This window comes from Paraburkholderia acidipaludis NBRC 101816 (genome assembly GCF_000684975.1).
Lineage (GTDB): Bacteria > Pseudomonadota > Gammaproteobacteria > Burkholderiales > Burkholderiaceae > Paraburkholderia > Paraburkholderia acidipaludis.
On record NZ_BAXZ01000019.1, the window covers coordinates 74,271 to 95,510 of the forward strand.

A 21,240-nucleotide genomic window follows, 5' to 3' on the forward strand; every position below is an offset into this window, starting at 1 on the left:
CTGTTCTCCGCGCGAGGGGCGCACCGTTGCTGGGTCAATTCGAGGTGCGCGACTTTAGCATACCGCGCGCGACAAAAAGCCGATGCCGGCTACCCGTGCATCGGCTTTCGGAGAGAGGACGGCGCGGCGCTCGTTCGATGCCGCGTGCTGCATTACTGAGCCGGCATGTCCTTGTGGTGATGATGCGGCTTCGCGTGCTCTTCCTTCATGTGCATCGGCGCCGGAGCGGCTTCCTGACGAGATTGCAGTTCCTGCGCGTGCTGTTCGACGTCCGCTGCCCGCTGCGGGTCGGTGCTCATCGTGATGCCGTTTTCGTCTTGCGCGTAGGCGGCACCCGTCAGGGCGGAAAGCGAAATCAGGACTGCGAGGGACATTTTTTTCATCATTACCTCCGTGGAAGCGGTTTATGGACCCAGCCGTTGCCTGGCAAGGCAAAACGCAGGCGGAATGGCCATGCCATTCTAAGGAGCAAATATACGCTCCAGATGACGTTACGGAGTTGAGGATGCGCAGCGTTACATCCTGTTACGCATGGTCGTAGCACACAGTCGCGTCAAAACCAGCCGATCATGCAATAGACATGAAATTGTGCGATGCCGATCAACTCGTGCAAGGCCATTTGCGCGCTTTCCAGATTGGCGAGGCGCGGCCGCCAACCCGTGAGCGCAACGCGCGTGCCGGAGACGACCGGCACCGGGTCGCTGCCGTCGCGCCGGAAGTCGAGCAGGGCGCGCGGCATCTGGTAGGCGGAGGTCACGAGCAGCAGCGTGGTGCCGGCCGCATCGGGCCGGGCTTTGAGCAGGCGCGTCACGTTGCGCGCGTTCTGCCACGTCGTCAGGCTCGTGTTTTCCAGCACGAGGTCGCTGCGGGCGACGCCGGCGCGCAACAGGTAGGGGGCATAGGTGTCGGCTTCGGTAGCGGCGTGATGCTGGGGGTTGCCGCCGCTCACGATCACGCTGCAAACGCCGCCCGCCGCGCGGCATCGCGCGTAGAGCGACGCGGCCGTCGCGAGCCGCGAGTAAACGTCGCGCAGCGGCACGAGGACGCCTGCGTCGTTCACATGCGTGCCGCCGCCAAGCACGACAATGGCCGTGCGTGCCCCGAAAGGCCGGGGCAAGGGTTTCGCCGGATCATAGGGGGTGCGATATGCGGCGGGCTGGGCGAGGTCGAGCAGCGGTTCGGTCAGCCAGCCGGAGGCCAGCAGCCAGAAAAAGGCGATCGCGCCGGCGGCAACGCTCGCGCGAGCGCGGCGACATAGCGCGAACAGCACAAGAAAAGCCGCGAGGAAAACGAATAGAATCAATTTGAATGAGGTAACGTATGATTTCCGGGATAAAGCACCTGCGCACATGCGTCGCGAGCGTGGCGCCGCGCAGTCGTTCTGAAGGCGTTCATCGCGCCTTCACGGGGGCCCGGACAAGCTCGCAGTTTCTGCCTGCTTCCGACTGACAGCGAATGCGCATCGACGGTTGGCCGAAACAGGCTTCCCGCTTTGTGGCAGAGCGCAGCGGCCTCTCTGGAAGGTCGCATTTTAAGAAAGAAGTGAGATGGCCACGTATTCCAACGAAGCAGTACTCGAAGCGTTGCGGCGCGTGCAGTATCGGCAGGTTCCATGGGCGCGACGTCCTGAAGTTTTCCAATACCTGCGCGAGCTTGGGCTGATGGAGACGGTGCGGCAACGCACGGTGGCGCCCGCGCCCGGATTCCACGCACCGGTCGACATTGCCGTGCTCACCGATCTCGGGCGTGCCGAATTCGCGCGTCTCGCGCGCGACGAACGCTCGCTCCACTGGGCCGATCACCGCATCGCCAGCTATGCGGCCCACGGCAGCGTGGCGGCTTCGGACATACCCGCGCGCCAATAGGTCCATCGGCCCTGGATCCTGTTCATGGCGCGGCGAGGGCGCCGGCTCGTGCGCCTCTGTCCGTTTTGGACTGTTCCGGACTGCTTCGGGTTGCTCGGTGCCAAAAAAAAGCCCGTATCGGACGAATCGGACGATACGGGCTTACCGGAATTACTGCTGCCACGCTGTGCTTGATGGCATTAGGTAGACCGGTGCGACGCGCCGGGGTTCCCGCAAAGCGCGGGCGCACGATGAGGGTTTACATCCAGGTCGCCCGGTACGGGCGTGCGTGCCAGCCCTCAACGACGCGGCGGCGCGGGCATCTCTTCACGCGGCGGCATGGCGCGCTGGCGGGCGTTGTCGGTGATATCGGCGCGCAGATCGCCGCGCGGCACCGCAGGATTGGCTCCGCCCGGCTGGGGCGCGCGCTCGGGTGGGCGGGCGCCTGCGCGAGGCAGGTTCCAGGCGCCGGCGTTATGTTGCGGCGGCTGTGCGGCTGCGACGCCGCAGGAAAGTGCTGCAATCAGGGCGAGGGCGGTGAGCGAACCCATGCTGCCCAGGATGAGCAGAGTCATGGATTTCATGGCGGTCTCCCGTCAATACGGGTTCTCGACGTTTGTAGACATGGATCTACCCTAACGTCGACCGCGAAAGCCGGGTGTAAATGTTGGTAAGGAGATGTTTCCCCGTGCCCGGATTACCGCCAATCCGGTAGGAACAAGCCGGTCAGCGCGGTTAGTGCCCGGGTGCTCGCGAAGGGGTTTGGCGTGGCCGGGCGCGTGAGGCGCCCGGCGGGAGAAAGCAAAACGTTGACGCTCAGGCCATCTTGACCGGGGCGCGCCACGACTCCGGGTTGGTCCAGAACGCTCCGCGCAGGCGATCGCGGCTCGGCGGAGCGGGCGGCTTGGTCGCCGTCGCGCCGATGCGGCCGCGCAGCGAAATCTCGCGGCCGTTCGTGCTCAGGCGCTTCACGATTTCGGCGAGGGTGCCGTCAGCCTGCCACTCGTCGAAGCGGCGGCGGCAAGTGGGCGGGGACGGATAGCGGCCCGGCAGCTTGGACCAGCCTTCGCCCGTCGAGAGCACCCACAGTACCGCGTTGACCACTGCACGCGCTTCGACGCGAGGCCGTCCGCGCCGTTCGCTCCGCGCGGGTTCCGCGCAGAACAACGCCTCGACCAGCGCCCATTCGTTATCTCTCAAATCGTCGAACAGCATCATGTCATTCACCTCAGCGAAGCTATCTCCGGTGCGCTGCCCCGCGCTGCGCACTCTTCATGTACGCCCGTCCGGAGGGCGGGCGTACCGGCGGGACCTCGAGGCGGACTGGATGATTGTGGTTTCCGGTCCGTCCGTCGATCCTGTGCATGCTCTTTAGCGAGAAGCGTGCCAACTCGTACGCTTTCGTCTCGGAGCCGCATGGCATCAGGCCCGCGCGGGTGCTTGCCAGGGCCGTATTCGACTCGAAATCGCATAGGGGGGATATCGGGACAATCACCAATCTTGTGCAATCTGGCTCGCCAGGCGTGCGTTTGCGCCGTATTGCTGCATTGCCGCGAATAATCGCTGCTGCCAGTACCGGCCATGCAACGCCCGGATAGGCGCGAGCAATGCGCTGGCATAAAATTGCATGAAAAATCCTGATTAATGAATTTGGCCAATGAATGTGACGCTCCGGCAGTTGCGGGTCTTTATCGAAGTGGCGCGGCTGCAGAGCTTCAGCCGCGCGGGCGACGAAATCGGGCTGACCCAGTCGGCCGTGAGCCGCTGCGTGCGCGAGCTCGAGGCGGAGATCGGCGTCAAGCTGGTGGACCGGACGACGCGCGAGGTGCAGCTGACCGACGTCGGCGCCAATCTGATCGCGACCATTCCCCGTCTTATCGGCGATCTCGACGACGCGCTGCGCGAAATTCGCGAAATCGGCGAGCAGCGGCGCGGACGCGTGGTGGTCGCGGCGAGCCCGACGGTGGCGTGCCGCCTGATGCCCGAGGTCATTGCCGGATGCACCCGGCAGTTTCCCTATGTCACGCTCGGACTGCGCGACGACGTGCAGAGCGACGTGGTGCGCAAGGTCCGCTCGGGCGAGGTCGATTTCGGCGTGATCATCGGGCCGTTCGCGGCGGAGGATCTCGATACCGAGAGGCTCACGACCGATTCGTTCTGCGTGGTCGTGCGCGGCGACCATGCGCTCGCCGGGCGCGATCGGGTCGGCTGGCGCGAGCTCGACGGTGAACGGCTCGTGATGCTCGACTACGCGTCGGGCAGCCGCCCGCTGATCGATGCCGTGATGGGCGAGCAGGGCGTGCGGGCATGGGTGGTGCAGGAACTGGGGCATCCGGCGACCGTATTCGGGCTCGTCGAGGCGGGCGTCGGCATCAGCGTGCTGCCGTGGCTGGCGCTGCCCGTGCCGGCCGGTTCGTCGCTCGTCGCGCGCCCGCTCGTGCCGCGCGCGGAGCGAACCGTCGAGCTCGTGCGGCGGCGCGACCGCTCGCTTTCGCCGGCCGCGGAGGCGGTCTGGGCCCTGATCAGGCAGATCGGCGGCCGACCGGAGGCGCTGAGTTAGCGCCGTAGTTGGAGCGGAGCGTCGGATGCCGGGCTTCTCATCGTGTCTGTGGCGTGCGCGCTACACTGTTTCTTTTACTCGTTTGCCGAATTCGCGATGAGCCACGCCGACCCCATTTCGTCCAGCCTCTCGACGCCGAACAACCGGCCCGACCTTGCCAGCGCTCGCGAAGCCGTGCGCGCGTTGCGTTCGTCGCAGATCCGCGAGGTGGCGAATGCGGGTTTTGGCGTGCCGGACGTGCTGCCGTTCTGGTTCGGCGAGTCCGATCGCGTGACGCCGCCTTTCATCCGCGAGGCGGCAGCCGAGGCGCTGGGGCGTGGCGATACCTTCTATACGCATAACCTCGGCATCGCGCCGCTGCGCGAGGCACTGTCGCGCTACGTGAGCGACCTGCATGGCCCGACGCCGGCGCAGAACATCGCGGTAACGAGCGCGGGGGTGAACGCGCTGATGCTTGCCGCGCAGCTCGTGACGGGCGCGGGCGACCGCGCCGTGGCCGTCACGCCGCTGTGGCCCAATCTCGTCGAGATCCCGAAGATACTCGGCGCTTCCGTCGAGACGGTGTCGCTCGTCTACGGCGAGCGCGGCTGGGCGCTCGATCTCGACCGCCTGCTTGCCGCGCTCACGCCGGACACGAAGCTGCTGATGATCAACTCGCCGAACAATCCGACGGGCTGGGTGATGACGCGCGAAGAGCAGCGCGCCGTGCTCGATCACTGCCGCCGCCACGGCATCTGGATCGTCGCCGACGAGGTGTACGAACGCCTGTACTACGCCGGCGAGGGCGAGATTGGCCAGCGGACCGCCCCCTCGTTTCTCGATCTCGCATCGCGCGACGAACGGTTGATTTGCGTCAATTCTTTCTCCAAGGCGTGGCTCATGACGGGCTGGCGCCTTGGCTGGATGGTCGTGCCCCATGCGCTGATGGACGATCTTGGCAAGCTGGTCGAGTACAACACGTCGTGCGCGCCGTCGTTCGTCCAGCAGGCGGGAATCGCGGCGCTGGAGCGCGGCGAGCCTTTCACGCGCGCGCTGGTCGCGGACCTGCGCGCGTCGCGCGATCATCTCGCGGCGGCGCTCGCGCGACTGCCGGGCGTGGACGTGAAGGTGCCGCACGGTGCGATGTACCTGTTCTTCCGGCTGGCGGATGGGCAGCCAAGCCTCGATTTGTGCAAGGCGCTCGTGCGCGACGCGGGTCTCGGGCTCGCGCCCGGCAGCGCCTTCGGCCCCGAGGGCGAAGGTTTCGTGCGCTGGTGCTACGCCTGCGATCCGGCCAGGCTGGACGAGGGCGTAGCGCGCCTTGCCGGCTATCTGGAGGCGCGCGCCAGGCGTTGAACGCCTGCAATGCACAGTGCATCGGCGCACGGTGAGTAATCGAAAGGCGTCTTTACGCACCCGGCGTTTTTGCGTAATATGGCGCTCAGTCAAGCGGTTCCCTGCGGGAACTTCGCTACTCCGTCCGGCTGGGTCTGGCTCGATTGCCTGTATTGCGGCCCCCCGGTGCGTGCTCCCATCAATATGACCGATCAGAATCGGGCGAGCGCGTCTCCAGTTCCATATCGTCTTTCGTCTGTCTGATCCGGTTCCTTGAACCTGATTTACCTTACTTAAGGTCTGACCTGGCTGCATGAATACCCAAGAGGCGAAGATCGTCCTCGAGACTGCATTGATCTGCACGCAGGAGCCGCTGAAGGTCGGCGATCTGCGCAAGCTGTTCTCCGATGACATTTCGGCCGACACGGTCCGCCACCTGCTCGAAGACTTGAAACAGGAATGGTCGGGGCGCGGCGTGGAGCTGGTGGGCCTCGCGTCCGGCTGGCGCTTTCAGAGCAAGCCCGCCATGCGGACTTACCTCGACCGCCTGCATCCCGAAAAGCCGCCGCGCTATTCGCGCGCGGTGCTCGAAACGCTCGCGATCATCGCGTACCGGCAGCCGGTCACGCGCGGCGACATCGAGGAAATTCGCGGCGTGACGGTCAATACGCAGGTCGTCAAGCAGCTCGAGGACCGCAACTGGATCGAGGTGATCGGGCATCGCGACGTGCCGGGCCGTCCGGCGCTTTATGCGACGACGCGGCAGTTTCTCGACGACCTCGGGCTGAAGTCGCTCGACGAACTGCCGCCGCTCGACGACCCTTCGGCGCAAATCGGCGAACAGTTGCTCGCGCAGCATGCCATCGAGTTTCCGGACAGCGAGGTGGCCCAGCTGCTCGCGACGCAAGCGGAGAGCGAGGCTGCGGAGCCGGTCCGCACGGACGCTGCCGAGGCGGCCGAGACCGAAGAACCGGTGGAGCCGGCAGAACCGGCGATCGAAGCAGGCGCGCCGGATGCGACGGAGCATGAACCGCCCGAAGCGGCTCATGAGGCGGAGTACGCCGGGGACGCTGCCGAACCGGACGAAGCGGATGCGGCGCAAGCCGACGAGAACGCCCGGAGCGCCGAGACCATTGCCACGGCCGAGCCCGAATCCGAGCCCGACGCAGGCAACGAACAAGGCAAGACGGCAGCCGCACAGGGCGACGACGCACACGACACCAATGTCACGGGCGCCGAACCCCAACACGAACGACGCGAGGAAGCCCCTCGCGCCGGGCAGAACGAGCCCGCTCACCCGAAGGCGTATTGGCCGTATCCGGTCGCCGCGCCCGAAGGCGATGACTGAACCGGACACGGCAGCCGCGACGCGGCACAGGACGACCCCGTCCTCATGACGGGACTGACGTCGGAGCCGCTCGCCGCGGCCCCCGGCGTAACGAACACACTGACGCGCCCCGCAAGGGGGCGCGCAACCTGACATTTTGAGGTTGTTTTGACTGATATCCACGACACCGATTCGACCGACGCGTCCGAATCCTCGCGCCGCGCGGCATCCGCGCAGGCCGACGAACCGCGTTCCCGCGAAGCCGGCGAGGCCGAGGGCGCGCCCGGTGGCGGCGAAGGCGAGGACCGTCCGCGCCGCGGTTTGCGCCGCGGGCCGCGCAGCCTGATCGCGCGCCGCCGCGCGGGCGCGAAGGCCAAGGCCGCCGATGCGCCGTCGGCCGACGAGCCGGGCGCCGCCGCCGAAGGCGCCCAGGACAGCGAGAGCGCCGCGCCGGCGCCGCGCCGGGAAGGCGCCGCGAAAAAGCAGGGCCGCCGCAAGGACGCAGGTGCGCCCGGCGCCCAGGGCGAAGGCGCGGCGGCGAAGCCTGCCGGCAAGCGCCAGAAGAACCCGAATCAAGGCCAGGGGCATAAAGGCCAGCCGCGTGCGCAGCAGACACCGGCTGCCGCCGGCGAAAGCGCGCAGGACGATCTCTTCCTGTACGTGACGTCGCCGGCCTTCGACGCCGACAACGGCGCCGCGGGCTCGGGCGTGCGCGCGCCGATGCTGCGCCGCGGCCGCGTGCAGCAAAAGCGCGTGCTGAGCCCCGACGACGACGCGCCGAAGCTGCACAAGGTGCTCGCCGACGCGGGCATGGGCTCGCGCCGCGACATGGAAGAGCTGATCATCGCGGGCCGCGTTTCGGTGAACGGCGAGCCGGCGCATATCGGCCAGCGCATTCTGCCGACCGACCAGGTCCGCGTGAACGGCAAGCCGATCAAGCGCAAGCTGCCGAACAAGCCGCCGCGCGTGCTGCTCTATCACAAGCCGACCGGCGAGATCGTGAGCCATGCCGATCCGGAAGGCCGCGCCTCGGTGTTCGACCGCCTGCCGCCGATGAAGACGGCGAAGTGGCTCGCGGTCGGCCGTCTCGACTTCAATACCGAGGGGCTGCTGATGCTGACCACCTCGGGCGATCTGGCCAACCGCTTCATGCACCCGCGCTATAGCGTGGAGCGCGAGTACGCCGTGCGGGTGGTCGGGGAGCTGACGGAAGGGAACCGCCAGAAGCTGCTCAAGGGCATCGAGCTCGACGACGGCCCGGCGAACTTCCTGCGCATCCGTGACGGCGGCGGCGAGGGCACGAATCACTGGTATCACGTCGCGCTGGCCGAAGGCCGCAACCGCGAAGTGCGCCGCATGTTCGAGGCGGTCGGCCTGATGGTGAGCCGCCTGATCCGTACGCGCCACGGCCCCATCGCGCTGCCGAAGGGCCTCAAGCGCGGCCGTTGGGAAGAACTCGACGACAGTCAGGTTCGCAGCCTCATGGCCGCGGTCGGGCTCAAGGCGCCGGCCGAGGAGAAGGGCGGTCGCGGCGGCAACGCTCAGGAGCGCCGTCAGCCGGACCCGATGCAGACCTCGATGGGCTTCATCAACCGCGAGCCGGTGCTGAGCTCGCACGGCGCGATGGCGCAGCCTCGCCAGGGGCGTCGCGGCGCGGCCGGCGGTTTCGGCGGCGGTGCGGCGGGCGGCGCGGGCGGCTTCGGCACGGGTTTCGGCGGCGCGGCGGGTGGCGGGCGCAACGGCAATCGTCCCGGCCGCGACGTCGACGGCAATCGGGCTCCGGGCGCCGGCAAGCGCGCGGGCGGCCAGGCCAGCGGCAATCGCCGTGGTCCGGGCGGCAACGGCAATGGAAATCGCGGCGCCAATCCCAGTGCCAATGCCAACGGCAACCGCGCGCCGGGCGGCAACAGCCGCGGCGGACAGCGCGGCGCACCGCGCAACCGCACGCGCGGTCACTGAACGCAGCAAAGCAGTCGGGCGGCATCTTGCGAGGTGAGCTGCCGACGCTTTGCGAAAGGGTGGGAAAGTCGGGCGGGCAAATCCCGCAAGCCCTTTCCGGACAGGCATTTAGCGCCGTCCGGTTTGCGTTGGTGTCGAAAAAAGGCTACAATCTCGAAGTCGCTGGGCGTGCGGCTTTGATTTGCGCTCCAGGTCCGACCACCTGGCTATAAAAGAAGATGGGCGTTTCGCCCATTTTTTTTTGGTCCGGCCGCTTGAGAAGGTAACTGCGAGGCAACTGCGAACGTAATGGCGGGTGCGGTTGTGGACCAGGCGGCGGGCCGCGCGGGGTGCGTCATCCATGGAGCAGGCAAGGTGCAAGAGCGCGCGCTCACCTGGCGCGCGGCCCGCGAACCGGAATGAAACCGGACGACCGAGCGGAATCTCGGGAAGTTGCTGGCCTGCTGCGCGAATATCTGGAGTAGGCATAGTGCAACTGACGGAACTGATTGAAACCACGGTCACCGGGCTCGGGTACGAGCTGGTCGATCTCGAGCGCACCGGGCGCGGCATGCTGACGATCTATATCGATCAGCCCTCGGGAACCGCGGGTATTGCGATCGAGGATTGCGAGAAGGTCACGCGTCAGCTGCAGCACGTTCTGATGGTCGAGAACATCGACTACGAACGGCTCGAGGTTTCATCGCCGGGCCTCGACCGTCCGCTGAAGAAGCTGGCGGACTTCGAACGCTTCGCGGGCTGCGAGGCGGTCATCACGTTGAAAAAGCCATTGGACGGACGGAAATCGTACCGGGGCATCGTGCATGCGCCCGAAGGCGAGACCATCGGTCTGGAATTCGAAGGGAAGGCAGGGCCCGCGATGCTGGATTTCACGCTCGCGGACATCGACAAGGCACGCCTTATCCCCAAAGTTGACTTTAGGAGCCGCAAACAATGAGTCGCGAAGTGTTGATGCTGGTGGACGCGCTGGCACGCGAGAAGAATGTCGACAAGGACGTGGTGTTTGCCGCCCTTGAAGCGGCGCTGGCGTCCGCCTCCAAGAAACTCTTCGACGAAGATGCGGACATTCGCGTGCAGATCGACCGCGAAAGCGGCGAGCACGAGACGTTCCGCCGCTGGCGCGTCGTGCCCGACGAAGCGGGCCTGCAGGAGCCGGATCAGGAGATCCTGCTTTTCGAAGCGCGCGAGCAGAAGGCCGACGCGCAGATCGACGATTTCATCGAGCAGCCGGTGCCTTCGGTCGAGTTCGGCCGCATCGGCGCGCAGGCCGCCAAGCAGGTGATTCTGCAGAAGGTGCGCGACGCCGAGCGCGAGCAGATCCTCAACGACTTCCTCGAGCGCGGCGAAAGCATCATGACCGGCACGGTCAAGCGCATGGACAAGGGCAATTTCATCGTCGAGTCGGGTCGTGTCGAAGCGCTGCTGCGCCGCGACCAGCTGATTCCGAAGGAAAACCTGCGCGTGGGCGACCGCGTGCGCGCCTGGATCGGCAAGGTCGACCGCACCGCGCGCGGTCCGCAGATCGAGCTCTCGCGCACGGCGCCCGAGTTCCTGATGAAGCTCTTCGAAATGGAAGTGCCGGAAATCGAGCAGGGTCTCCTCGAGATCAAGGCCGCCGCGCGCGATCCGGGCGTGCGCGCCAAGATCGGCGTCGTGGCCTACGACAAGCGCATCGACCCGATCGGCACCTGCGTCGGTATTCGCGGTTCGCGCGTGCAGGCGGTGCGCAATGAGCTCGGTGGCGAAAACGTGGACATCGTGCTATGGTCGGAAGACCCCGCCCAGTTTGTGATCGGCGCGCTCGCGCCGGCAGCCGTGCAGTCCATCGTCGTCGACGAGGAAAAGCACTCGATGGACGTTGTCGTCGACGAGGGCGAGCTGGCCGTCGCCATTGGCCGCAGCGGCCAGAACGTGCGTCTTGCCGGCGAACTCACCGGCTGGCAGATCAACATCATGACGCCGGACGAAAGCGCGCAGAAGCAGAATCAGGAGCGCACCGTGCTGCGCGACCTGTTCATGGCGCGCCTCGACGTTGACGAAGAAGTCGCCGACATCCTGATCGACGAAGGCTTCACGAGCCTCGAAGAGATTGCCTACGTGCCGCTCAACGAAATGCTCGAAATCGAGGCATTCGACGAGGACACCGTGCACGAGCTGCGCAACCGCGCGCGCGATGCGCTGCTCACCCAGGCCATCGCCAACGAAGAGAAGGTGGAAAACGCCGCGCTGGACTTGAAGAGCCTGGACGGCATCGACGCCGACCTGCTCGCGAAGCTGGCGCAGCATGAGATTCATACCCGCGACGAGCTTGCCGAGCTGGCCGTGGACGAGCTCACCGAAATGACGGGGATGGAAGAAGACACCGCGAAAGCGTTGATCATGAAGGCGCGTGAACACTGGTTTCAGTAACCTGGCAACAGGGATGAAGCTGGTGGCGAACGAGCAGGAACCGACCATGACCCACTGAACCTATCGCGGCCGGCACCGCCCTCGAGCGTGTGCCGGGGCCGCATGAACCGATGTCAACCGCAAGGAACCGCTCCTTGCATTAAGAGGAATGAATGGCGAGTAACAACGTAGCCCAATTTGCCGCGGAACTGAAAATGCCTGCAGGCGTGCTGCTGGAGCAACTGCAGGCGGCGGGCGTCACTAAAGCGAGCGAAGCCGACTCCTTGTCCGAAACGGACAAGGCGCGTCTGCTCGACCACTTGCGCAAGTCTCACGGCTCGACTGATGCAGACAAGCGCAAGATCACGCTGACGAAACGGCATACGTCGGAGATCAAGCAGTCCGATTCGACGGGTAAGGCTCGCACCATTCAGGTCGAGGTGCGCAAGAAGCGCACTTTCGTCCGCCGCGACGAATCCGCCGAGCAGACGGAGACATCGAATCATGCAGTCGACGCAGCCGCTGCCGCCGAAGAGGCGGAGCTGCAGCGCCGCGAGGAAGAAGCGCGCCGCGAGGCCGAGCTGCTCGAGCGCCAGGCGCAGGAGCTGAAGGAGCGCCAGGAGCGTCTCGCGCGTGAAGAGGCCGAGCGCCGCGCACGCGAAGAGGCTGCCGAAGCCGACCGCCGCCGCGCCGAGGAAGAAGCCGCGAAGAAGAAGGTGGCGGCCGAAGCGGCTGCGCGCGAGCTGGCCGACCAGGCGGTTCAGGCGCAGCGCGCCGCCGCTGCCGAAGCACAAGTGAAGCAGCCCGACGAGCAGGAAGAGCAGCGCGCTGCCGCCGAGCGCGCAGCGCAGCGCGAAGCGGCCCAGAAGGCCGAGGTTGCCGCGCGCGAGGCTGCCGAGAAGGCGCAGAAGGAACAGGAAGAGATCGCTCGCCGCCGCGCGGCGGCGGAAGCCGAAGCGCGCGCGATTCGCGAGATGATGAACACGCCGCGCAAGGCGCAGGTGAAGGCCCCCGAGCCGCCCAAGCCCGTGGAGCCGCCCAAGCCCGCCGAGGCGAAGGGCACGCTGCACAAGCCGGCTCGCCCCGAAGGCGCGCCGGCGCGTCCGGCTGGGGCTGGCGCAGGCGCTGCAGCGAAGCGTCCGGCCGCGGCGGCCGGTACACCGGCTGCGAACGCGAACGCGAGCGCACCGGGTGCCGCCGACCGCAACAAGAAGCCGGGCGCCGGCAAGGGCGGCTGGCAGGACGACGCCGCGAAGCGTCGCGGCATCAAGACGCGCGGCGACAGCACGGGTGGTGTCGACCGCGGCTGGCGCGGCGGTCCGAAGGGCCGCGGCAAGCATCAGGACAGCGCGTCGAGCTTCCAGGCGCCGACCGAGCCGATCGTGCGTGAAGTGCACGTGCCGGAAACCATCACCGTGGCCGACCTCGCGCACAAGATGTCCGTGAAGGCATCGGAAGTCATCAAGGTGATGATGAAGATGGGCCAGATGGTCACCATCAACCAGATGCTCGACCAGGAAACGGCGATGATCATCGTCGAGGAACTCGGCCACCATGCGGTTGCCGCGAAGCTCGACGATCCGGAAGCGCTGCTGGTCGAAGGTCAGGAAACCGCGACGGACGCCGAGCAACTGCCGCGTCCGCCGGTCGTCACCGTCATGGGTCACGTCGACCACGGCAAGACGTCGCTGCTCGACTACATCCGCCGCGCGAAGGTTGCCGCGGGCGAAGCGGGCGGCATTACGCAGCACATCGGCGCTTACCACGTCGAAACGCCGCGCGGCGTCATCACGTTCCTCGACACGCCGGGTCACGAGGCCTTCACGGCCATGCGTGCGCGCGGCGCGAAGGCGACCGACATCGTGATTCTGGTGGTCGCGGCCGACGACGGCGTGATGCCGCAGACGAAGGAAGCGATCGCGCACGCGAAGGCGGGCGGCGTGCCGCTCGTCGTGGCGATCAACAAGATCGACAAGCCGGACGCGAATACCGAGCGCGTGAAGCAGGAACTCGTCGCGGAAGGCGTGGTGCCGGAAGAGTACGGCGGCGATTCGCCGTTCGTGCCGGTGTCGGCGAAGACGGGTGCGGGTATCGACGATCTGCTCGAGAACGTGTTGCTGCAGGCCGAAGTGCTCGAATTGACGGCGCCGGTCGAGGCTCCCGCCAAGGGCATCGTGATCGAAGCGAAGCTCGACAAGGGTAAGGGTCCGGTCGCAACGGTGCTCGTGCAGTCGGGTACGCTGAACCGCGGCGACGTCGTGCTCGCGGGCAGCGCCTACGGCCGCGTGCGTGCGATGCTGGACGAAACGGGCAAGGCGACGAAGGAAGCGGGTCCGTCGATTCCGGTCGAAATCCAGGGTCTTTCGGAAGTGCCGGCGGCGGGCGAAGAAGTCATCGTGCTGCCCGACGAGCGCAAGGCGCGCGAAATCGCGCTGTTCCGTCAAGGCAAGTTCCGCGACGTCAAGCTGGCGAAGCAGCAGGCCGCGAAGCTCGAGAACATGCTCGAGCAGATGGGCGAAGGCGAAGTGCAGAACCTGCCGCTCATCGTCAAGGCCGACGTGCAGGGTTCGCAGGAAGCGCTGGTTCACGCGCTCCTCAAGCTCTCGACCAGCGAAGTGCGCGTGCAGATCGTGCACGGCGCGGTGGGCGGCATCAGCGAAAACGACGTCAACCTCGCGACGGCTTCGAAGGCGGTCATCATCGGCTTCAACACGCGCGCCGATGCTCAGGCGCGCAAGCTGGCCGAGGCCAACGGCGTGGACATTCGCTACTACAACATCATCTACGACGCCGTGGATGAGGTGAAGGCGGCAATGTCGGGCATGCTCGCGCCTGAAAAGCGCGAAGTCGTGACCGGTATGGTCGAAGTGCGTGCGGTCTTCAAGGTGCCGAAGGTCGGCTCGGTGGCCGGCTGTATGGTCACGGACGGTATCGTCAAGCGTTCGTCGTCGGTGCGCGTGCTGCGCAACAACGTGGTCGTCCACACCGGCGAACTCGACTCGCTCAAGCGCTTCAAGGACGACGTCAAGGAAGTCAAGCAGGGCTTCGAGTGCGGTATGTCGATCAAGAACTTCAACGACATCGTCGAAGGCGACCAGTTCGAGGTGTTCGAGATCACCGAAGTCGCGCGTACCCTGTAATTTCAGGCGCTACGCAGTACGGGCGGGGCGGGCGCTGGCCAGCCCCGCCCGTTTGTTTTTGCAAGAGGGTGGATAAATCATGACCAAAAGACGTTCCTCTCCGAATCGCAACGTGCAGATCGCGGACCAGATCCAGCGCGATCTGTCCGAGCTTGTGTCGCGCGAGGTGAAGGATCCGCGCATCGGACTCGTGACGATCCAGAGCGTCGAGCTGACGCCGGATTACGCGCACGCCAAGGTGTACTTCACGACGCTCACGGGCGACCCGCAGGCAACCCAGGAGGCGCTCAACCACGCGGCGGGCCACCTGCACAACCTGCTTTTCAAGCGTCTGCACATTCATACCGTGCCGACGCTGCATTTCCACTACGACAAGACCGTCGAGCGTGCCGTCGAAATGTCGCGCCTTATCGACGAAGCCAATTCGACGCGCGCCAAGGGCGACGAGTAAGCGCCCGCGCATGACTGCATCTTCCAATCCGGCGCGGCCCAGGCTGCCGCGACGCCTGCTCGACGGCGTGCTGCTGCTCGACAAGCCGCTCGGCCTTTCCAGCAACGACGCGCTGATTCGCGCGAAACGTCTCTTTCGCGTGAAGAAGGCGGGCCATACGGGCACGCTCGATCCGCTCGCCACGGGTCTGCTGCCGCTGTGCTTCGGCGAAGCCACCAAGTTCTCGCAGGACTTGCTCGACGCCGACAAGACCTACGAAGCGACGATGCGGCTCGGCATTCGCACGGCGACGGGCGACGCCGAGGGCGAAGCGATCGCCACGCGCGAAGTGCGCTGCGACGAGGCCTCCGTGCGCGAGGCGATGGCGCGCTTCGTCGGCGACATCGTGCAGGTGCCGCCCATGTACTCGGCGCTCAAGCGTGACGGCAAGCCGCTCTACGAATATGCGCGCGCGGGCCAGGTCGTCGAGCGCGAGGGGCGCCGGGTGTCGATACTCGCGCTCGAGATGATTGGCTGCGCACTGCCCGACGTCACGTTTCGCGTGACCTGCAGCAAGGGAACCTATGTGCGCACGCTCGCGGAGGATATCGGCGAGGCGCTCGGTTGCGGCGCTCATCTCGTGATGCTGCGGCGCACGGGCGTGGGCGCGCTGACGCTTGCGCGGGCGGTTACGCTCGAAGCGCTCACCGCAGCCGACGAAGCCGCGCGCGATGCCTGGCTGCAGCCGGTCGACGCGCTGCTTTCCACGTTTCCTGCCGTGATGTTGGACGGGGAGGCGTCGCGCCGCTTCACGCATGGCCAGCGTTTGCCGCTGCACGAGCTCGCGGGCGATCGCACCCAATGGGAAAGCGCGGCGCGCGTGCGTGTGTATGGCGACGACGGCCGCCTGCTGGGTGTCGCGAAGGCGGCGAACGGCGTGCTTGCGCCGGAGCGTCTCGTCATGAGCGGCGCGGCGGCTTAAGTCCCCCAAACGCATTCGCACGTGGCGAATTAGCGCCTGGCGAATGCGTGCCGCGCCTTTCAGTGCGCGGCCGAAGCCGCTGCCCCCGAGTCCCCGCCGCCCGCGCGTTCGGGCCGCGTGATCCAGATCAACGCGATCAGCACGATGAAGATCACCGACGAAATATAGAAGAGGTCGTTCACGCCGAGCTGAGCGGCCTGCTGGGAGAGCAGGCGGTCGAAGAGCCCGTGCGCCTGGGCCGTGTCGAGCCCGGCCGCGTTCTGCATCTGCTGCATCGACTGGTTGAAGATCGGGTTGGTCGGCGTGGCGACTTCGGTGAGCTGCGCATGGTGGAACGTCGTGCGGTGTTCCCATGCGGTTTCGAAGATCGACGTGCCGATGCCGCCGCACATGATCCGCACGAAGTTCGAGAGCCCCGAGGCGGCCGGAATCCGGTGGCCGGGCAGGCCCGAAAGCGTGATCGAGACGAGCGGAATGAAGAGCCCCGCCATGCCGATGCCCTGAATCAAGGTCGGCGCCGTGAGCGCCCAGGTGTCCACGTCGGTCGTATAGCGCGAGCGCATCCAGAAGCACAGCGCGAACACCACGAACGCCGCCGTCGCAATGTAGCGCGGATCCGTGCGCGGCAGGATGCGGCCCGTGATCGGCGAGAGCAGGACCGCGAACAGGCCCACCGGCGCCATCACGAGGCCGGCGTTGGTCGCGGTGTAGCCGATATCGGTCTGCAGCCACAGCGGCAGCAGCACGAGATTGCCGAAGTAAAGGCCATAGCCGATCGACAGCGCGATCGTGCCGCCCGTGAAATTGCGCCGCGCGAAGAGCGAGAGGTCGACGACCGGGTGCTTTTCGGTCAGCTCCCACACCACGAAGAACGCGAACGCGATGATCGCGGTGAGCGCGAGCACGACGATCGTGGTCGACGAGAACCAGTCGAGATCCTTGCCCTTGTCGAGCATGACCTGCAGCGAACCCACCCAGACGATGAGCAGCGCGAGCCCCACGCCGTCGATCGGCGCCTTCTTCACGACCGAGTCGCGGTTGCGGAAGATCGCCCACGTCGCCAGCGCGGCCACGATCCCCACCGGAATGTTCACGTAGAAGATCCACGGCCACGAGATGTTGTCGGAGATCCAGCCGCCGAGGATAGGGCCGGCCACCGGCGCGATCAGCGTGGTCATGGACCACATGGAAAGCGCGATGGGCGCCTTCGCGCGCGGATAGCTCGCGAGCAGGAGCGTTTGCGAGAGCGGGATCATCGGGCCGGCCACGGCGCCCTGCAGCACGCGCGAGGCGAGCAGGAAGGGCAGCGTGGGCGCGAGACCGCACATCCACGACGAGATCACGAAGAGGATGATCGACGCCATGAAAAGGCGCACCTGGCCGATGCGGTCGGTGAGCCAGCCCGTGAGCGGCACCGAGATCGCATTGGCCACGGCGAACGACGTGATGACCCATGTGCCCTGGTCGGACGACACCCCGAGGTCGCCGGAGATCGACGGGATCGAGACGTTGGCGATCGAGGTGTCCAAAACGTTCATGAACACCGCGAGCGACACCGCAATGGTGCCGATCACGAGCTGCGCGCCTTGCAGCGGCGGGTGGACTGCGCCTTGTTGCTCTGCCATTAATTCACTTCTTGTTGTGCGGGGACCGTTACATCAGCTTCGAGGCCGGCTTTGCCGTGCGTGCGTTCGCCGAGGAGACCGTCGCCTTGCCGTTGTCCGCAGTGCTGTCTGCGCTCTTGCCCGCGTTCTCCGCGATGATGCGGGCGATCTCGGCGTCGGCTTCGTCGCCGTACTTTTCGAACACGTTCGTCTGATAGACGGTGTTCAGCGCGTTGCCGAGCTGGCTGCCCGTATCGTCCTTGATGTTCACGTCCACCTGCATGGACAGGCCAATGCGCAGCGGATGCTTCTGCAGGTCGGCCGGGTCGAGCGAGACGCGCACCGGCAGGCGCTGCACGACCTTGATCCAGTTGCCCGTCGCGTTCTGCGCGGGCAGGAGCGAGAATGCCGAGCCCGTGCCCGCCGAGAAGCCCACCACCTTGCCGTGGTAGACGACGGAAGAGCCGTACACGTCGGCCGTCATCTCGACCGGCTGGCCGATGCGCATGTGCTTGAGCTGCACTTCCTTGAAGTTCGCATCCACCCAGATGGCGTTCAGCGGCACCACCGACATCAGCGGCGTGCCCGGCGAGACGCGCTGGCCCACCTGCACCGAACGCTTGGCCACGTAGCCCGTCACCGGCGCCGGCAGCGTGTTGCGCGCGTTCGCGAGGTAAGCGTCGCGCACCTTCGCGGCCGCGGCCATCACGTTCGGATGCGACGAGACGGTCGTGTTCGCCGTGAGCGCGCGGTTGGCGGCGAGCTGCTGCTGCGCGGCTTCGAGCGCGGCCTCGGCGCTCTTCACGGCGTCGTTGGCGTGCGAGATTTCTTCCTGCGAGACGGCGCCCGTCTGCGCGACTTCCATGCGGCGGCGCAGATCCTGCTGGGCGCGCGCGAGGTCGGACTGGCGCTGCGCGACTTGTGCTTCGTACTGGCTGTCGTCGGCGAAGAGGCCGCGCACCTGGCGCACCGTCTGCGCGAGATTTGCCTCGGCCTGCTGCAGCGCGATGCGCGAGTCGGCCGGGTCGAGCTCGACGAGCGAGTCGCCGATCTTGACGTTCTGCGTGTCGTCCGCGTTCACGGCGATCACCGTGCCGGTGACCTGCGGCGTGATCTGCACGACGTTGCCGTTCACGTAGGCGTCGTCGGTGCTCTCGGAGAAGCGCGCGACGAGGAAGTAATAGAGGCCGTAGGCAATGGCTGCAATCAGGATCACGAGGACGAGCAGCGTCATCATGCGTTTGCGCTTGCCGTTGCTCGCGTTCTGCGGGGCGGCCGCCGGTTGCTGGGGGGTGCTCATGGAAGTGATCTCCAGGTTCTCTCTTGCTGTTTGTTCGGTGCTGTGTGGTTCTGTTGCGCTCGGTGCGTCATCAGTTCGTCGCGTTCGCCGCGGCCGTTGCCGGCTGCTGCACGGGCACCGTCGTGCCGCTCCACGGCGCGCCGTTCGGCCCCTTCGCCTCGCTGCCGACCACGGCCGGCGGCGTCAGGCCTGTGTCCGCCGCGTCGAAGCCGCCGCCCAGCGCCTTGATGAGCGCCATCTGCTCGTCGAGCCGCTGCGCCTTCAGGTCCGTCACCGTCTGCTCCGCGGCAAGGCGGTTCTGGTCGGCGTTGAGCACCTGCAGCTGCTCCGAGAGGCCCGCCTTGTAGCGGATCACGGCGAGCTGGTACGCCTTCGCGGAGGCGTCGAGCGCGTGCTGCGCGTCGACGAGCTGCCGTTCCGACGAGCGGATCGACGACACCTGGGTCGCGACGTCCTGGAACGCGCCGATGAGCGTCTGGTTGTAGTTGGCCACGTCCAGATCGAAGTCGGCATAGCGGCTCTTCAACTGCGCGCGCAGGGCGCCCGCATCGAAGATCGGCAGATGCACCGCCGGGCCGAGCTGCGCCTGGCGGCTCGCGACGTTGAGGAACCGGCCCCAGCCGAACGCGTCGAAGCCGAAGCCCGCCGCGAGGTTCACGTCGGGGTAGAACTCGGCCTTCGCTTCCTTCACGTCGTGCATCTCGGCTTCCACTTGCCAGCGCGCGGCGACGATGTCCGGGCGGCGCGCGACGAGGTCGGCCGGCAGGTTGTCGGGCAGCGCCACGTTGGCGAGCGGATTGAGCACCGGCTGCGCGATCTGCAGGCCGCGGTCCGGGCCCTTGCCGAGCAGGGCGCCCAGCTGGTAGCGCACGGTTTCGATCTGGCCGTCGATCTGCGAGAGATTGGCCTGGCTCGTCGCGATGTTGCCGTTCGCGGTCTCGCGCTCGACGTTGGTGTCGAGGCCCGCCACCACGCGCCCGTTGGTGATCGTGCCGATGGTCTTGCGGTTGCCGATCTCGCGCGCGGCGATGTCGCGCTGCGCGTAGAGCTGCGCGAGCTGGTTGTAGGTGCGCGCGACCGACGCCGCGAGCGTGATGCGTGCCTGCTGCATGTCGGCCTCGGCCGCCTTCTGCTGGGAGACCGCCTGGGCAAGGCGCTGGCGGTTCTTGCCCCAGAGGTCGAGCTCCCACGAAGCGCTCGCCAGCACGTTGTTCTCGCTATACCAGGTGCCGCCGTAGGGCGGGGGATAGAGCGAATTGGCCGAGAAGACCTCGCGGTTCCACGAGTAGCTCGCGTTGACCTTCGGGAAGAGCGCGGACTTCGAAGTCTCGATGTACGACGACGCCTTGGCGATGCGGGCCTGCGCCTGCGCGATGGTCGGATTGCCTTCGAGCGCTTCGTCGATGAGCTTCGGCAACTGCGGGTCGCCGAACTGGTTCGCCCAGTCGAGCGTCGGCCACTGGCCGCCTTGCGCCGGGATGCTCTGCGAACTCTCGAGCTGTTGCGGCGGGTCCAGCGTCTTGTCGCTCTTGATGCCGGCGTAGTTCGCACATCCCGCGAGCGCCAGCGCCGCGAGCGCCGCCGCCATGGCCGCGGCGGTCCGGCTCGGCACCGGCCGGGTGAGGGATTCGGAATTCATTGCTCGTCTCGATGCGTGAGAAGTGGTGGTGGTGCTGGACGATGCAGCTATTTTCTTGTGTGACGCGTTCAAATTTGATTGCCCCGTCATGAATTCGCCGGCGGATTCTGGCTCGGATCGCAGCTGTTCGCGAGTACCCGCCGCAGCATGCTTTTCAGGAATCCGGCTTCCTCCGGCGAGAGCCCGGTCATGAGCTTGTCCGTGATACTAGTGAAGATCGCCGGCATGCGCACAGCGATAGCCAGGCCTTCGGGCGTGAGGGCGAGCCGCACGGCGCGCCGGTCTTCGGAACTGCGCACGCGCTCGAGCAGGCCGCGTTTTTCGAGGCGATCCACTAGTCGGGTCACGGCGCTCGCGTCGATGCCGTACTCGCGCGCGAGCTCGGCGGCGAGCACGCACTTGCCGCTCGCCACCATGAACAGCACGCTCGCCTGCTGGCTCGTGACGCCCAGTTCCGCCACGGTGCGCTGGTTGACCATGTTCAGCATGGTCGATCTCACTCTGGCGATCAGATAGCCAACGCTTTCGCCGAAGTCGTAATTGAGCACTTCGGGCGGCGCGGGTGTCGGGTCCGTCATGATTCGGCTGCGACTGCAATGGTTGACCAGGCAGGGATTATAGGCCGCAGATAGTTGACGCGGCAAGCGTCAATTCTTCATTTGCTGAATAACCTTTGCGGGCGAAGGTCTTAATCCGGAGGCGGCCGTGTGGGAAAATCCGGCGCCCGCTGCTGCTCCAGCGTTGTTGTTCCGC

18 protein-coding genes and 1 pseudogene are annotated in these 21,240 nt (G+C 66.5%); 10 read left to right on the forward strand and 9 right to left on the reverse strand.

All coding sequences use genetic code 11. The features are described 5' to 3' along the window. Nucleotides 1-152 precede the first annotated feature (152 nt). Both BAC01S_RS20835 and BAC01S_RS20840 read right to left on the reverse strand, forming a co-directional pair. Entirely contained in the window at nucleotides 153-383 is a 231-nt protein-coding gene (locus tag BAC01S_RS20835) for a hypothetical protein (RefSeq protein WP_027796501.1), read from the reverse strand. Between the two features lie 170 nt (nucleotides 384-553). Continuing rightward, nucleotides 554-1,303: a YdcF family protein gene (locus BAC01S_RS20840; protein WP_027796502.1), complete on the reverse strand. Its 750-nt coding sequence runs from the start codon at nucleotides 1,301-1,303 to the stop codon at nucleotides 554-556. A 244-nt stretch (nucleotides 1,304-1,547) separates the two neighbouring features. Between BAC01S_RS20840 and BAC01S_RS20845 the strand changes: the two genes are divergently transcribed. Then, nucleotides 1,548-1,865: a hypothetical protein gene (locus BAC01S_RS20845; RefSeq protein ID WP_027796503.1), complete on the forward strand. Its 318-nt coding sequence runs from the start codon at nucleotides 1,548-1,550 to the stop codon at nucleotides 1,863-1,865. 278 nt (nucleotides 1,866-2,143) lie between these two features. Here the strand turns inward: BAC01S_RS20845 and BAC01S_RS20850 are convergent, their stop codons facing one another. The 3 genes and pseudogenes from BAC01S_RS20850 to BAC01S_RS34775 all read right to left on the reverse strand — a co-directional run bounded on the left by BAC01S_RS20850 (nucleotide 2,144) and on the right by BAC01S_RS34775 (nucleotide 3,473). Next, the gene (locus BAC01S_RS20850; protein ID WP_156954488.1) at nucleotides 2,144-2,428 is read right to left on the reverse strand and encodes a hypothetical protein; all 285 of its coding nucleotides are present in this window, start codon (nucleotides 2,426-2,428) and stop codon (nucleotides 2,144-2,146) included. Nucleotides 2,429-2,663: 235 nt separating this feature from the next. Further along, nucleotides 2,664-3,059, reverse strand: a pseudogene (locus BAC01S_RS20855) (transposase); the annotation flags it as partial. Nucleotides 3,060-3,335: 276 nt separating this feature from the next. Beyond that, nucleotides 3,336-3,473 (reverse strand): hypothetical protein, encoded by a 138-nt coding sequence (locus tag BAC01S_RS34775; RefSeq protein WP_156954489.1) that lies wholly within the window; start codon nucleotides 3,471-3,473, stop codon nucleotides 3,336-3,338. A gap of 28 nt (nucleotides 3,474-3,501) precedes the next feature. Here BAC01S_RS34775 and BAC01S_RS20860 point away from each other — a divergent pair, with 28 nt between their 5' ends. The 9 genes from BAC01S_RS20860 to truB all read left to right on the forward strand — a co-directional run bounded on the left by BAC01S_RS20860 (nucleotide 3,502) and on the right by truB (nucleotide 15,944). Then, nucleotides 3,502-4,404, forward strand: coding sequence for a LysR family transcriptional regulator (locus BAC01S_RS20860; protein WP_027796506.1), 903 nt, complete (start codon nucleotides 3,502-3,504; stop codon nucleotides 4,402-4,404). A 96-nt stretch (nucleotides 4,405-4,500) separates the two neighbouring features. Further along, a complete protein-coding gene (locus BAC01S_RS20865) occupies nucleotides 4,501-5,739 on the forward strand; it encodes a pyridoxal phosphate-dependent aminotransferase (protein ID WP_027796507.1) in 1,239 nt (412 codons plus the stop codon). A gap of 292 nt (nucleotides 5,740-6,031) precedes the next feature. Next, a complete protein-coding gene (gene scpB / locus BAC01S_RS32085; RefSeq protein WP_245616637.1) occupies nucleotides 6,032-7,066 on the forward strand; it encodes an SMC-Scp complex subunit ScpB in 1,035 nt (344 codons plus the stop codon). Nucleotides 7,067-7,213: 147 nt separating this feature from the next. Beyond that, nucleotides 7,214-9,004: a 23S rRNA pseudouridine(2605) synthase RluB gene (gene rluB, locus BAC01S_RS20875; protein WP_027796508.1), complete on the forward strand. Its 1,791-nt coding sequence runs from the start codon at nucleotides 7,214-7,216 to the stop codon at nucleotides 9,002-9,004. 469 nt (nucleotides 9,005-9,473) lie between these two features. Continuing rightward, nucleotides 9,474-9,941: a ribosome maturation factor RimP gene (gene rimP, locus BAC01S_RS20885; RefSeq protein WP_027796509.1), complete on the forward strand. Its 468-nt coding sequence runs from the start codon at nucleotides 9,474-9,476 to the stop codon at nucleotides 9,939-9,941. Further along, on the forward strand, nucleotides 9,938-11,413 hold the full coding sequence (gene nusA / locus BAC01S_RS20890) for a transcription termination factor NusA (RefSeq protein ID WP_027796510.1): 1,476 nt from the start codon (nucleotides 9,938-9,940) through the stop codon (nucleotides 11,411-11,413). Before rimP ends, nusA begins: the two co-directional genes overlap by 4 nt. Nucleotides 11,414-11,565: 152 nt before the next feature. Next, nucleotides 11,566-14,532, forward strand: a complete 2,967-nt coding sequence (gene infB, locus BAC01S_RS20895; protein WP_027796511.1) for a translation initiation factor IF-2 — start codon at nucleotides 11,566-11,568, stop codon at nucleotides 14,530-14,532. A gap of 79 nt (nucleotides 14,533-14,611) precedes the next feature. After that, on the forward strand, nucleotides 14,612-14,983 hold the full coding sequence (gene rbfA / locus BAC01S_RS20900; RefSeq protein ID WP_027796512.1) for a 30S ribosome-binding factor RbfA: 372 nt from the start codon (nucleotides 14,612-14,614) through the stop codon (nucleotides 14,981-14,983). A 10-nt stretch (nucleotides 14,984-14,993) separates the two neighbouring features. Continuing rightward, nucleotides 14,994-15,944 carry a tRNA pseudouridine(55) synthase TruB gene (gene truB, locus BAC01S_RS20905; protein WP_027796513.1) on the forward strand — a complete coding sequence of 317 codons (951 nt, stop codon included), beginning with the start codon at nucleotides 14,994-14,996 and terminating at the stop codon, nucleotides 15,942-15,944. 59 nt (nucleotides 15,945-16,003) lie between these two features. Here the strand turns inward: truB and BAC01S_RS20910 are convergent, their stop codons facing one another. The 4 genes from BAC01S_RS20910 to BAC01S_RS20925 form a co-directional block, all read right to left on the reverse strand. Next, nucleotides 16,004-17,569, reverse strand: coding sequence for a DHA2 family efflux MFS transporter permease subunit (locus BAC01S_RS20910; protein WP_027796514.1), 1,566 nt, complete (start codon nucleotides 17,567-17,569; stop codon nucleotides 16,004-16,006). Nucleotides 17,570-17,597: 28 nt separating this feature from the next. Further along, nucleotides 17,598-18,848: an EmrA/EmrK family multidrug efflux transporter periplasmic adaptor subunit gene (locus BAC01S_RS20915; protein ID WP_027796515.1), complete on the reverse strand. Its 1,251-nt coding sequence runs from the start codon at nucleotides 18,846-18,848 to the stop codon at nucleotides 17,598-17,600. Nucleotides 18,849-18,918: 70 nt separating this feature from the next. After that, the gene (locus BAC01S_RS32090) at nucleotides 18,919-20,487 is read right to left on the reverse strand and encodes an efflux transporter outer membrane subunit (RefSeq protein ID WP_084168741.1); all 1,569 of its coding nucleotides are present in this window, start codon (nucleotides 20,485-20,487) and stop codon (nucleotides 18,919-18,921) included. 86 nt (nucleotides 20,488-20,573) lie between these two features. Next, nucleotides 20,574-21,065, reverse strand: a complete 492-nt coding sequence (locus BAC01S_RS20925) for a MarR family winged helix-turn-helix transcriptional regulator (RefSeq protein ID WP_027796516.1) — start codon at nucleotides 21,063-21,065, stop codon at nucleotides 20,574-20,576. Nucleotides 21,066-21,240: the final 175 nt, after the last annotated feature.

Excerpts from the sequence above, each read along its gene's own strand:
- BAC01S_RS20915 (WP_027796515.1), bottom strand. The coding sequence starts at position 18,848 with ATGAGCACCCCCCAGCAACCGGCGGCCGCCCCGCAGAACGCGAGCAAC.
- BAC01S_RS20925 (WP_027796516.1), bottom strand. The coding sequence starts at position 21,065 with ATGACGGACCCGACACCCGCGCCGCCCGAAGTGCTCAATTACGACTTC.
- scpB (WP_245616637.1), top strand. The coding sequence starts at position 6,032 with ATGAATACCCAAGAGGCGAAGATCGTCCTCGAGACTGCATTGATCTGC.
- infB (WP_027796511.1), top strand. The coding sequence starts at position 11,566 with ATGGCGAGTAACAACGTAGCCCAATTTGCCGCGGAACTGAAAATGCCT.
- BAC01S_RS32090 (WP_084168741.1), bottom strand. The coding sequence starts at position 20,487 with ATGAATTCCGAATCCCTCACCCGGCCGGTGCCGAGCCGGACCGCCGCG.
- rbfA (WP_027796512.1), top strand. The coding sequence starts at position 14,612 with ATGACCAAAAGACGTTCCTCTCCGAATCGCAACGTGCAGATCGCGGAC.
- BAC01S_RS20850 (WP_156954488.1), bottom strand. The coding sequence starts at position 2,428 with ATGAAATCCATGACTCTGCTCATCCTGGGCAGCATGGGTTCGCTCACC.
- truB (WP_027796513.1), top strand. The coding sequence starts at position 14,994 with ATGACTGCATCTTCCAATCCGGCGCGGCCCAGGCTGCCGCGACGCCTG.
- BAC01S_RS20845 (WP_027796503.1), top strand. The coding sequence starts at position 1,548 with ATGGCCACGTATTCCAACGAAGCAGTACTCGAAGCGTTGCGGCGCGTG.
- BAC01S_RS20910 (WP_027796514.1), bottom strand. The coding sequence starts at position 17,569 with ATGGCAGAGCAACAAGGCGCAGTCCACCCGCCGCTGCAAGGCGCGCAG.
- nusA (WP_027796510.1), top strand. The coding sequence starts at position 9,938 with ATGAGTCGCGAAGTGTTGATGCTGGTGGACGCGCTGGCACGCGAGAAG.
- BAC01S_RS20865 (WP_027796507.1), top strand. The coding sequence starts at position 4,501 with ATGAGCCACGCCGACCCCATTTCGTCCAGCCTCTCGACGCCGAACAAC.
- BAC01S_RS20860 (WP_027796506.1), top strand. The coding sequence starts at position 3,502 with ATGAATGTGACGCTCCGGCAGTTGCGGGTCTTTATCGAAGTGGCGCGG.
- BAC01S_RS34775 (WP_156954489.1), bottom strand. The coding sequence starts at position 3,473 with ATGCAATTTTATGCCAGCGCATTGCTCGCGCCTATCCGGGCGTTGCAT.
- BAC01S_RS20835 (WP_027796501.1), bottom strand. The coding sequence starts at position 383 with ATGAAAAAAATGTCCCTCGCAGTCCTGATTTCGCTTTCCGCCCTGACG.